This is a genomic window from Caldivirga sp. (genome assembly GCF_023256255.1).
Taxonomy (GTDB): Archaea; Thermoproteota; Thermoprotei; order Thermoproteales; family Thermocladiaceae; genus Caldivirga.
This window is the reverse complement of record NZ_JAGDXD010000027.1, coordinates 22,357-34,418: the sequence shown is the minus strand read 5'-3', so window position 1 is coordinate 34,418 and position 12,062 is coordinate 22,357. Positions and strand designations below refer to the sequence as shown.

Genomic DNA, 12,062 nt, shown 5'->3' with positions numbered 1-12,062 from the left:
TAGTTATTAGGCATTTAAACGTAAGCGTAATGTAACCTTACTTAGACTGCTTACCCTGCTCGTTGATTAGTTTATTAATCATGCTGAGGGCATTGAGTAGGTTAGTTAGGGTTACTGCGTAGTGGTTTACTTCATCAATATCATTAGCCTTAGGTAATTCCTTAGATAACTCCATTATCTTAGAAAAGACCACATCCCTTACGTTAATTAATCCATACTTAATGTTAACCTCCCTCTCCTCCTCCTCACTCTTAACAACAACAACCTCCCTATCACAGTTTGCGCAATAGTAATTGCCACTCTTGAGTTTAAGTAATGGTGTTCCACATACTGGGCAAGTATATTGAGTTAACACTGCCCCCTGCCTAATCAATTGAGCCATCTTCTTGGCCACTGAATCCTCCTTAGCCATACTTAATCCAACCTTTAGGTTATTTAAAAAGCAATCTACACTTAGGGAACCGACCTCTTTAGGAGGAGGGCTTATTACATTAAGCCTAAACGAACACACTAGCTTCATCCTAGTGAAAAGCAGGGCTTTCAGCTATAGTGAGTGAGGTGATGCCTTAGTGAAGGTTACCTTAAATTCACCCACTGAGTAAACCTTATCGTAGGTAATCGGTACACCCATTAACCTGCCGTACTTGCCTAGATCTATGTTGAATTCACCGGCATTGCCGTAAACTTCAACAAGGAGGTTGTGAAGAGCATCACTGGTTAGGTTAATTGAATTAGCCATACTGTAGGTTATTAAGGCCCCATCCTTAACATATATCGGTAATTTACTTAGCGGTGAATTAACATTAATTGTGGTTGGACCCTTAATAATGCTCATGCTCCAGTAGTCGTACCAGTTCCCCTCAGGTAGGTAGACTGACCTAGTGTCCCCTGAGAACACTGGTGCTATCAGCATGTACTCACCAAGCATGTACTCATCCTCAATATCCCTAGCGGCGTTATCACTGGGGTAATCCATGACAAGAGGCCGAACCAATGGTTTGCCGGTTCTTAAGCCCTCAATGACCTGTGAATAAATGTATGGTATTAAGGAGTACCTAAGCTTAATGAAACCCTTAACTACATTATAGGCTTCATCACCATACCTCCAGGGCTCCCTTTCGCTTACTCCATGGAATCTACTGTGCGACAGTAATAGGCCCATTTGAGCCCACCTAACGTAAAGCTCAACCGTGGGTTTACCACTGTAACCACCAATGTCAACGCTTGAGTACATTATGCCCGAAGTAGCCATTGATAAGACACCCCTGAGTGATGCGGCCATACCTCTCGGCGTGGAATCCGGGTCCCCAGTCCACCTTATTGGATACTTATGAATCCCTAATCCCCCTGACCTACCCCAAACAATTGCCTCACCTTTCTCACCCTTTATTACTTCGTAAACCGCCTTATTATAGAGAACTGGGTATAGGTTATGTACACATGGGTTAACACCTATGGAGTACTCACCCTCCTCAGGGGCTCCCTCACCATAGTCAGTTTTAATAGTGTCAACACCAAGCTTGAGTAATCTCCTAATTTCCTCAGCATAAGCACTGCAGGCATCCCTGCTTGTGAAGTCAACTGCCCCAAAGTCATCCACCAAGTACCTGTACGTGAATAATTCACCACCCCTCCAAGCAGGCATCTCAATCATTGGTTTACCCTTAACCTTAACTAAAAGCCCCCTATTGTTAAACTCATTAAACACCCTACTACCAACTGGAGTGTATGGATTAACCCATATGCTAACTCTGAAGCCTAATTCATGAAGTCTCTTAAGCATTGATGCGGGATCTGGGAACCCATCATGCCATTCAAAGGTGCATCCTTGTCCAGTCCACGGGTACTCGGAAGTTAGTTTAATGTACTTATCAGGCCACTTGGACTTAATGTAATCAACCAGCGGCCTAAAACTCCACCTACCGTTAATCCTATGGTACTCCTCAAGTTCCTTTAATTCACTTTCACTAAGGCCTAGTTCCCCTAGGAACCTCACTAGTGATCTCCTAATGGGTCTAAAGGTGTATATTGGGTCTATGTGAATTACATCACCAGGTAATCCGCGTCTCCTAACCTCCTCAGCAAACTTAACAACATCATCTTGTGTCCTATACTCAGAATACATGTAACCAGTATCCCTCCATAAGCTGTACCAGACGCCGAAGGACCATAAGGGCGGTATCTCAGGGTGCCCTGTGAGCTCCCAGAATGCCTTAATGATCTTACTTGGTTCATTGGATAGGATTAAGTACATGTTAACATTACTGGGTATTATCAATTCCCCAACCCCAAGGTACCTTGAACCAAAGTCCAGGGTAACGTGACAGTAGGTGTCTATGAGTAGGCCGTAACCCTCTGTGGACCAGAAGAAGGGGTAAGCCACGTAGGTTTTATCATTAGGTAAACCCCCTGGGTCAACAACATACACCTCAAGTCTCTGCCCAACCTTATTAAGCCTACCAAACCACTCACCAGCACCATATATTCCCTCACCTGGCCCTATTGAGAATGGAACATGCAATTCATTGTTAACCCTACGGAAGTAACCTCCACCTACCGCAACCTTATTAGTGAATATTACCTTACCAGCCCTCAGCACCGTCAGGGATAATGGACTAGTATCAATGACTAATGAGAATTCACCAACATCAGTCCTAACGCTTTTAGGTTCAACGAACCCACTGGATTCATTTAACTCAACGCTAAGTGTCATTACGCTTAGCGGCAATTGCCTTATGGTTAAGTCATACGTAGACCCACTTATTGAAGCTTTCGCTGTTAAAATAACTCTTGAACCCTTAAGTGCCGTATCATTCTCAATGGCGGAGAAACCAATGGTTTGGCAGGAATCCATAAGTGTACACAATATCTTATTTACTTTTAAATATTCCCATTACGAGAATATTCATGTTAACCCTACGGTTAAGTGAAGCATAATGATGGTGAAACTACGTTAATTCAATTAATCTTAAAGACGCTTAATCAAGCTTAATAGACTCCTAAGTTTATTAAGGCTACGCTTGTATTAGTAGCTATGGATATGGGTGAGGAAATTCTAATAGTACCACAGCCTAAGCAACTGCAGTTCAATGGTGAATGGTTTACGTTCGACGGCTTCAGTAATCTACCCAGCAACATAGCCTCAGACTTCAATATACCTAAGGGTTCTTGGGAAATTAAATTAAGTGAGGAGGAGGGTGACCGCTGTTCAATTAGCGTTAGCAATGGTTCAATAAACGCTAGGGGGAATAGGCAGATTTGCTATGCAACAATCATTCAATTAACAATGCAGAGGAGGGGCTTTATGCCTAGTGTCGAGATTTACGAGGAACTTAGCTTTAAGATAAGGGGCTTCCACCTTGATGTTGCTAGGGGTGGTGTACCGAATCTTGAAACCCTTAAGGACATAATCAGGTGGCTGTTCCTACTTAAGTATAATTACTTCTTCATCTACCTGGAGGACCTTTACCCATGGAGGAGTTACCCAGACATAGGTACCTTAAGGGGTAGGTTAAGTGAAGAGGAGTGGAACACGATAGTTAACTATGGTGAATCATACGGTATTGAAGTTGTACCATCACTGGAGCTACTGGGTCACATGGAGAATATACTGTCGCTACCGAAGTACAGTAGGTTTAAGGAACTTTGGTGGATTCCACGCGATGGTACATTAGATGCAAGTAGTGAGGATGCGAGGGCCTTTGCATTAAGGCTACTTCAGGATGTTCTTGAGACAAGTAAGTCAAGGCTAATACACGTTGGTGGTGATGAAACTTGGTCACTGGGTAGGGGTAGGAGTCTTGATAAGGTTGGCTTCGTCTTTAAGGGTCCTGAACTATACTTAATGCACTATAGGGCTATATTAAACATGGTTAAGAAGTATGGTAAGGTACCGATTGTTTGGGGTGATATGCTGACAGGCATGTATTTACCAAGCGAGGAGAGGAGCATATGGGAGGGGGTTATAAATGACAAGATGTGGGATGAAGTAATTATAGCTAATTGGAACTATGAACCATTAGGCGTAGAGGATTTCAGAAACATGATAGATAAGGTTGGACGCTATGGTAACCAACTAGCATGCCCTGGCTTATCAAACTGGAATAGGTTCTACCCAGACTTCGAGAGAGCATTAACGAACGTCAAAAATTTCCTAGCAGCCGCTAGGGAGAGGAGACTGGGCGGATTCCTAATAACCGCATGGGGTGATGATGGGGAAGAATGCTTGTTCACCTACCTAACACCTCTAATACTAGCTTCAATGGAGATTGCTGAGGGTATGGGTGACTGGGAGCCTAAGTGGATTAGGTTAAGTGGTGAAGATGAGGGGGTTTTGAAAGCCCGTAAATTATTTGGTAAGGGAATAGTGTCCTACAATATAAAGAATGTTATATATCTGGATAGGTTAAGCACAATGAGTAATGAGGCTAAGGAGATGATTAAGGATGAGTGGAGCAGAATACTTGCTGAGCTAAGGGACGTAAAGCTTCCTGAAAGTTTAGAATTGATTAGGAGAATGATGGAACTTGGGTTAAAGGCAATTAGGGGTGAGGCTAAGGCTGATGATTACTGGAGTATAATTGACGCATACGCTAAACTATGGTTAAGTGAAAGGAAACCTGAGGGGTTAGCTAACGTATTATCCAGGTTCGGTAAATCAATGCTGATTCTCAAATATAACTTAAGGGGCTAGTTATATGTTAATACTTAAATAGTGGACTTACGATATTACATATTATGAACCTGGGAGTTTCAACATACTCCTTCTGGCACTTTGAAGGTGAGAAAATGCCCATTAACCATTACCTAGAGAAGGCGGCTAGGCATGGATTCAGTGGAGTTGAAATTCTTGAGGATCACCTAAGGGGGCTGGGTACTGGGGATTTAAGGGAGGTTAAGAGGACTGCTTTCACACTTGGGTTAAGCATATACGCAGTATCAATACACAATGATTTCGTTAATCCACTTACCGGTTCAAGAGATAAGGAAATTGAACTCGTTAAGAAGTGGATAAACGCAGCTTACTCTCTTGGAGCATCTATAATCAGGATTAATTCAGGTAGGTGGAGGACAATTAAGAGTTTTGATGAACTAATGAAGAATAAGGGCAAGGAGCCTCCATTACCTGGCTACAGTGAGGAGGATGCCTTAAGGTGGGTTGAGGAGTCGATAAGAAGCCTACTACCCGCTGCTGAGGATCTAGGAGTCATACTTGGTCTCGAGAATCACTGGGGGATTTCAGGTAAGGCCTCTAACATGGTGAAAATGTTTAATGACGTATCATCAAAGTACTTTAGGGCTATAATGGACATTGGTAACTTCATTGAAGATACCTATGAGCAACTGGAGATGATAGCACCCTACACCGCAATGGTTCATGCCAAGACCTACTTCGGCGGTGGTGTGTGGTATACTCTGGATATTGATTATGATAAGGTTTTCAACATGCTTAGGAGGTATGGTTTTAATGGTTGGGTTTCACTGGAGTATGAGGGTAGGGAGGATTACGATACTGGTGTTGCTAAGAGCAAGGAATTACTCCTAAGGTATATTAAACAATAGAGCTAATTGGTGTTAGTTCTTTAAACTCTGTTGAACCTCATGAACTCTACTTCTTAACGCAATGTTCATTGCTAATGAAACAAGGAGGAAGAGTAAGGAAAGTAAAATGAATAAGTTCCTCACGCCGATTATTGTTGAAACAACGCCTCCAATTAATCCACCTAGTATTGAACCCATTGAGAACATTGTAAAGAATACCGCTGACCCCTTACCCCTCTCTACACCTAAACTCATAAGTAATGCTGGGGTTGATATAATGAATAATGCGTAACCAATACCCCTAATTACTTGAGCTAAGTATAGTGCACTTAATGGTACAATGGAGTATAATGTGAAGGCTAGGGATAATGCTACACCATTAATGATAAATAAGTGCTTCCTAAACAATGAACTACTATCAAATAACCTACCAGTAATAATCATGATTGGTACCTCAGCCGCTGCACCAGCTGCAATAACTTCGCCTAAGTATAATATTGAACCACGCTTAATGAAGACGTAGACAGGTAGGAACCAGGATGCTGATGATATTGTTAATCCCGCTATTAATGAGTATAGTGATAATGCAGCCCATGTGCTTAAAGTAAGCTTAGTCGTAAATTTAGTGGAGTAGGTTTCCTTAAGCATTAACGTCACTATGGTGAGCGCTATTAGCGACTCAATTAACGCGAATAAGAAGGCGTATCTTAGTGATGATTTAATTATTACAAGTGGTATTATTAAGCTACCTCCTATCCAGCCAATGGCTCCTCCAATCCTAACAATACTAATGCTCCTACCTAACTTCGCCACTGATATTTCAGATGATGAAGCCAACATAAGTGTTGAGAATCCCCCGGCTAAGAACCCCATAAGCACTGATACCACCATATAGTATATTGTCCGCATACTTAACATTATGAAAAAGGTTAGGAGGCTCACCGCAAGTAAATCAACAATTATTACCCTTCTCCTACTCCTCATTATATCTGATAAGTAACCTAAGGAATATTGGCCAATCATGGATGCTACATTATAGGATGTACTGAATACACCTATTTCAATCAAGGTTAAGCCACTAGCATAGAGAATGTAAGTTGAGAATAATGCATAAAGCGGCACCACCGACCACATTAAGGCATACACAATTAATAGAATTAATTCCACTGAGGCACTTAATTTATACTGCACTGCTTCACAATTAGTTGCTGTATTAAAATTTAACTGATTTAGATTTAATAACGTTATAGCTTTAAAACTTATGAAGCTCTAATTATTTATGAAGATCGCTGATCTACATGAGGATATATCATGGGGAACATCACAGTACTTCAATGATACTATCAATGGCCCAGCTCAATCAAGCATAGCTCAATTAGCTAAATTTGACCAAGCACTGGTATTTGCAGCAATATATCCCCATGTCAGGACTTGGAATGAGGGTGCTGATAAGGTAATAACCCTCTACGGTAGAGTAACTAACCCGACACACTTTTCATTTGACCTAATACTGGATCATCTTAAGTTCTACTATTACCTAGAGAGGAGGGGGTTAGTTAAGATAATTAAGGGTCCTGATGACTCCTTAGGCAAAGTTAACATCATCATATCCCTAGAGGGAACTGATGCATTAAGAGACATCTATGACTTATACATACTTAAGAATCTGGGGGTTAGGGTAATTCAATTAACCTGGAACTATGATACTAAGTTTGCGGCATCATGCAACTCGAAGAAGGATTATGGCTTAACGGGAGAGGGTGAGGAATTAGTTAGGTTAGCTGATGATATTGGCTTATTAATTGACTTGGCTCATGCAAGTAAGCAGACCGTGCTTGATGTTGCATCAATATCTAAAAAACCTATCATAGTTAGCCACGCTAACGCTAGAAAACTTAAGGATTCCCGCAGGAACCTTGATGATGAAATGATAGAGGCTGTTGTTAAGACTGGAGGTGTCATAGGGGTAACCGCAATACCATCACTATTACCTAAACCAAGCATTGAGGGTGTGGTGGATAATATTAGGTATATTGGCGAGAACTACGGCTGGGAACACGTAGCAATAGGTACTGATTTCCTTGGAATGTACCCTGATGAAGTAATAAGTGGATTTGAATCAATTGAAAAACTAAGTACATTAAATAGTATATTAGGTGATAAGGCTGATACAGTATTGTGGAAGAACGCGTACAATTTACTAAAATACATTAAATATTAATAGATAATTATATTAAAACTTAGGTACTATCTATTGTTTGTCATTTTGAGTATCTACAATATGGTCCCATTAATATAGTTTTAAATCATTTATTAACTTTTCTTATTTTTACTATTGCCTTGATTTTTAAAAATATAGTAATTTAAATGATTCTTATGTTTTAAATTTCTTATATCATTCTTCCAAATATACCCTGCTATTCTTCTTCCTTCCTTAGTTAAATCATAGTAAACTCCCCTGCCTCTTCTTTCAGGGTTATGTTGCTTAACCTTAAGCCATGGTTTAACAGAACTGGTTACCTTTCCTTTCAGACTCCCTTTAAACTCCTGAAGTAGATTAATTTGAACAAGGTGTTTACACGCCTTCTCAACTTCATCCTCAGGTACTATTGGGCTCCAGCCGGCTGCCCCAAGAAGTCTTCTAGCAAGTAACCATGGTGTATCTGGACCATACTTATAGATGTGCGCCAATATCATTCTCTCTAGGTCGCTTAAACCATCGCTAGAGCCCACAATCGGTATTACTGCTTTTAGTTTTAACCCTAACGTTGTCTCATCCTTAGCATTAAGGATCTATTATGTGCCAGTCTCCCAACTTGAAATATACTTAGCCTGCTCCTCAGTTAAGGAATCAAATCTAATTCCCATTGAGGTCAACTTAAGTCTAGCTATCTCCTCATCAATATCCTGAGGTAACCTGTAAACCCTCGGCATTAATTTACCCTTATTTTTCAAAATATACTCTGCTGCTAATGCTTGATTACTAAAGGACATGTCCATTACTTCACTTGGATGCCCCTCTGCAGCTGCTAGGTTAACCAACCTACCCTCTGCTATTAAGTATACTTTCTTACCATTAGGCAGGAGATATTCCACCACGTATGGCCTGATCTCCCTCTTGGATTTAGCATTCTTCTCAAGGGCCTCCACATCAATCTCAACGTTGAAATGCCCCGTATTAGCTAATACAGCACCATTCTTCATTCTTAACATGTGGTCGAGGTTTATGACCCTTATGTCACCTGTGGCTGTTATGAATATGTCACCTATTTCAGCTGCTTCATTCATTGGCATAACCTCGAATCCATCGAAGACTGCCTCAAGGGCCCTTATAGGGTTGACTTCAGTAACTATAACCCTCCTAGCCCCAAGCCCCCTAGCCCTCATTGCAACTCCCCTCCCAACCCACCCATATCCTGCTATTACGATTACCTTCCCTGCAACCAGTAGGTTAGTTGCTCTTATTATTCCGTCCCAAGTTGATTGACCAGTACCATACCTATTATCGAAAAGATACTTAGTATAGGAGTCGTTAACAGCTATTATAGGGTACATTAACTTCCCATCCTTCTCCATAGCCCTAAACCTAATGACTCCTGTAGTGGTTTCCTCAGTGCCACCAAGTATCTTCTTAATCAGGCTAACGTAATCCTTATTACCTGCTATCTCAAGGGCGTACTTGACTGATTCATCAGTAATACCTAAAGCCAACTTATGCAGTGTACCAGCTACATCACCCCCATCATCAAGAGTTATAATGGGCTCTGAGGATATGGCGAAGCCTATTGCATTGTAATACTCCCTATTACTCATACCCTTCCAAGCATACACATGAATACCCTCCTCAGCCAATGCTGCCGCAACATCATCCTGAGTGGAGAGTGGGTTGCTTGGCGCTAGGTAAACATCTGCACCACCAGCAGCTAGAGTTTTAGCTAAGACCGCGGTCTCCTTAGTAACGTGAAGGCTCGCGGCTATTCTAACACCCTTAAAGGGTTTTTCTCTACTGAACCTCTCTCTAATAGCCATCAGCACCGGCATGTGTGATTCAGCCCACTCAATCTGAAGCCTCCCCTTAGCTGCTAATGACTTATCCTTAACCTTAGATTCAACCATTGCTGAACCTAGGCTTAATACGTTTAAAAGTGTTTAACTAACAATCTCCACGTATTGAGATTTCACACTCACTATAAGAACCACATGATCCACGCATTACGTTAGACCTAACCATGAATTCACAATACTCATGTCTATGATACTTTCACGTAACTATTTTTCCCTTCAATGCTTAATTGGAGGGCGCCAACTGTGAAGCTCCTCGAGGGAAAAGGAAGTGGCCTCCCACTCCCATAGACGGCACGGGGAAGAAGAAGTGATGAAGCTGAGTGACTAATAGCCGCAATGAAGGCCAAACTCTATTGAAGTACCTCACTACTATTGCTCATGCTTAGCACTACAGGAGTTAACAATATTGGTTAAGTAACTATCACTGAAACGTTCACCAGCATTAATGGGTATCACTGATGCTGCACAGGACTGTCTTATTAATGGTTCACCCACGGTTACTTGCCTACTCATTAGTTTACTTAACTCCTCCTCAATCATTGGTCTCCATAAGTCCCTATTAGCCATATATGTACCCCCCATTAACGCTATGGGCAATTCAGTAGCACCAAGCCTCTTAACCACTGTGGTTAGTGCCAAGGCAATCTCCTCGGTCTCCCTTCTTAATATTAATAAAGCCTCCTTATCACCTTCCTTAGCGGCATTAAAAACACTCCTAGCGAAGGAAGCCACAGCACCTTTAACGTCCTTTGCTGAGTAAACCTTAGCGACCAACTCCTCAACACTTGAAGCTGAGTATTGGCTTAATGCATACTTAACTAGGATTGTTTCCCCAATCCTACCATCATATGACCTCACTACTGTTGATAAACCTAAGGCCCCAATATGATAAGCACCACCTTCATCATCAATCAAGTGCCCCCATCCACCAACCCTAGCTCTCTTACCGGCGTACTTTCCGTAGAAGTTACTACCAGTACCCAATATGCCTACTGCCCCATCACCCGTTAAGAATGCTGAAGCATGGGCAGCCTCAATGTCTTCAGTAATGTAGATTCTAGCGTCCTTAACGTAATCACCCAGTTTGCTCTTTATACATTTCCTTATTTCACCATCCCAGACACCACCCAGGTAACCGGCCATTGATAGGCTTAGTGCAATAACGTTAATGTCACCGCTAACCTTCCTTAACGCGTTAATTATGCTTGTTGAAATATTATCGCAGACCTCATTAATGGGTAATGCTGCTGGGTTTGAGGGGCCGGCTTGCCCAAGGGCCAGTAATACGCCATCATAGGATATTACCGCAGCTTCAGTTTTAGTTGCACCTCCATCAATTCCTAATATTACCTTAACCACTGGGTGTAGGCTAGTTGGGAGTATTTAAGTCTCATTACACTTACTCAACGAGGGCCTCCTTCATTATTACGGTTGCATCATCGGCGTTAACCTCAACATTAATGCCTAAGGGTACTGGGTACGTGTTTAAGCCCTGTTGATCTCCCCCGTGGCAACATGGGTAATTTAGGAATGAGGGGGCATTAGGATTATAGGTCTTGGTGGCATCAATAATTGACTCAACAATACTGCCCCCAACCTGCCACTCCCTCAACTCAGGTATTTCACCGTAGACGATGGCGTTAACTCCCCCAAGAATCCCTAATAGTCCTAATGCCGTTAAGTATTCATCAAACCTATGTATCTGTAGCGCTATTTCCTCAATGAATAAGACCTTACCCTCTGGGTTAATTTTGAAGCTTGGTATTGATTGAGGGAGGAGGAACTTCAGTAGGTTACCACCAATCATTACGCCACTTGCCTTACCTGGTGTTATTACTCTTGGAAATGGCCCATCCTGAAGGGGTTTAAGCTCCATTACCTCACCTTTAAGTATACTTAACGCCATATCCGTATCCCTCTTGAATCTACTTAGGCCAGTCTCACTAGGTGTTACGTTAAGGTCAAGCATTGGAGCCTGCAATGATGGTACTCCAGCCTTAGCATACACTGCAGTCTGTAGGGCCGTTATGTCACTGAACCCCACCAACACCTTAGGGTGCTCCTTAATTACCTCGTAATCGAGGAGCCTAATAACCCTAAAGGCCCCGCTCATGCCTCTTAAGCACCATACAGCATCAACATCATCCCTAGTGAAGGCATTCATGATATCCCTAGCCCTAACCTCATCTGAGGCTGAGTGAAATCCCCTGTTTAAGGCGAACTTGACAGTATCACCAAGTATCACCTTTAAACCCTTCCTCCTAAGGTAATCAATCCCAATGTTAAGTGTTGAACCACTCCCTGGGTAACCAGGGGGCGCCGATGGGGCTATGAGCATTACTGTTGAACCCTCCTTTAACCTACGTGGCTTAACCGAGTACCTCACTTCCCACAAACCAATACGCTTGTTTTTAAGGAATGCAGTGTAATTTTGTTGACTTAAAAACGTTTAAAAA

Annotated in this window: 10 protein-coding genes; 3 read left to right on the top strand and 7 right to left on the bottom strand. The window is 42.0% G+C overall.

All coding sequences use genetic code 11. From position 1 onward, the window contains the following. Nucleotides 1-37: 37 nt before the first annotated feature. Together Q0C29_RS03960 and Q0C29_RS03955 are read right to left on the bottom strand one after the other, a co-directional pair. Complete coding sequence (locus Q0C29_RS03960; RefSeq protein ID WP_291999361.1) at nt 38-412, bottom strand: Sjogren's syndrome/scleroderma autoantigen 1 family protein; 375 nt, start codon at nt 410-412, stop codon at nt 38-40. Nucleotides 413-544: 132 nt separating this feature from the next. Beyond that, nucleotides 545-2,854, bottom strand: a complete 2,310-nt coding sequence (locus Q0C29_RS03955) for a TIM-barrel domain-containing protein (protein ID WP_291999360.1) — start codon at nt 2,852-2,854, stop codon at nt 545-547. 186 nt (nt 2,855-3,040) lie between these two features. Here Q0C29_RS03955 and Q0C29_RS03950 point away from each other — a divergent pair, with 186 nt between their 5' ends. Beyond that, a complete protein-coding gene (locus Q0C29_RS03950) occupies nt 3,041-4,693 on the top strand; it encodes a beta-N-acetylhexosaminidase (RefSeq protein ID WP_291999359.1) in 1,653 nt (550 codons plus the stop codon). 44 nt (nt 4,694-4,737) lie between these two features. Beyond that, nucleotides 4,738-5,562, top strand: a complete 825-nt coding sequence (locus Q0C29_RS03945) for a sugar phosphate isomerase/epimerase (RefSeq protein ID WP_291999358.1) — start codon at nt 4,738-4,740, stop codon at nt 5,560-5,562. A gap of 12 nt (nt 5,563-5,574) precedes the next feature. Here the strand turns inward: Q0C29_RS03945 and Q0C29_RS03940 are convergent, their stop codons facing one another. Further along, a complete protein-coding gene (locus tag Q0C29_RS03940; protein WP_291999357.1) occupies nt 5,575-6,732 on the bottom strand; it encodes an MFS transporter in 1,158 nt (385 codons plus the stop codon). A gap of 88 nt (nt 6,733-6,820) precedes the next feature. Between Q0C29_RS03940 and Q0C29_RS03935 the strand changes: the two genes are divergently transcribed. Continuing rightward, nucleotides 6,821-7,762, top strand: coding sequence for a membrane dipeptidase (locus Q0C29_RS03935; RefSeq protein WP_291999356.1), 942 nt, complete (start codon nt 6,821-6,823; stop codon nt 7,760-7,762). Between the two features lie 92 nt (nt 7,763-7,854). Here the strand turns inward: Q0C29_RS03935 and Q0C29_RS03930 are convergent, their stop codons facing one another. The 4 genes from Q0C29_RS03930 to Q0C29_RS03915 all read right to left on the bottom strand — a co-directional run bounded on the left by Q0C29_RS03930 (nt 7,855) and on the right by Q0C29_RS03915 (nt 11,992). Beyond that, complete coding sequence (locus Q0C29_RS03930) at nt 7,855-8,274, bottom strand: hypothetical protein (protein ID WP_291999355.1); 420 nt, start codon at nt 8,272-8,274, stop codon at nt 7,855-7,857. Nucleotides 8,275-8,337: 63 nt separating this feature from the next. Continuing rightward, entirely contained in the window at nt 8,338-9,657 is a 1,320-nt protein-coding gene (gene ahcY / locus Q0C29_RS03925; protein ID WP_291999354.1) for an adenosylhomocysteinase, read from the bottom strand. 318 nt (nt 9,658-9,975) lie between these two features. After that, entirely contained in the window at nt 9,976-10,965 is a 990-nt protein-coding gene (locus tag Q0C29_RS03920; RefSeq protein ID WP_291999353.1) for a BadF/BadG/BcrA/BcrD ATPase family protein, read from the bottom strand. Between the two features lie 40 nt (nt 10,966-11,005). Continuing rightward, nucleotides 11,006-11,992: an LD-carboxypeptidase gene (locus Q0C29_RS03915; protein ID WP_291999352.1), complete on the bottom strand. Its 987-nt coding sequence runs from the start codon at nt 11,990-11,992 to the stop codon at nt 11,006-11,008. Between the last annotated feature and the right edge of the window lie 70 nt (nt 11,993-12,062).

What these genes read in the sequence shown, in the direction of transcription:
- ahcY (WP_291999354.1), bottom strand. Translation starts at nt 9,657, where the DNA reads ATGGTTGAATCTAAGGTTAAGGATAAGTCATTAGCAGCTAAGGGGAGG.
- Q0C29_RS03945 (WP_291999358.1), top strand. Translation starts at nt 4,738, where the DNA reads ATGAACCTGGGAGTTTCAACATACTCCTTCTGGCACTTTGAAGGTGAG.
- Q0C29_RS03955 (WP_291999360.1), bottom strand. Translation starts at nt 2,854, where the DNA reads ATGGATTCCTGCCAAACCATTGGTTTCTCCGCCATTGAGAATGATACG.
- Q0C29_RS03950 (WP_291999359.1), top strand. Translation starts at nt 3,041, where the DNA reads ATGGGTGAGGAAATTCTAATAGTACCACAGCCTAAGCAACTGCAGTTC.
- Q0C29_RS03935 (WP_291999356.1), top strand. Translation starts at nt 6,821, where the DNA reads ATGAAGATCGCTGATCTACATGAGGATATATCATGGGGAACATCACAG.
- Q0C29_RS03960 (WP_291999361.1), bottom strand. Translation starts at nt 412, where the DNA reads ATGGCTAAGGAGGATTCAGTGGCCAAGAAGATGGCTCAATTGATTAGG.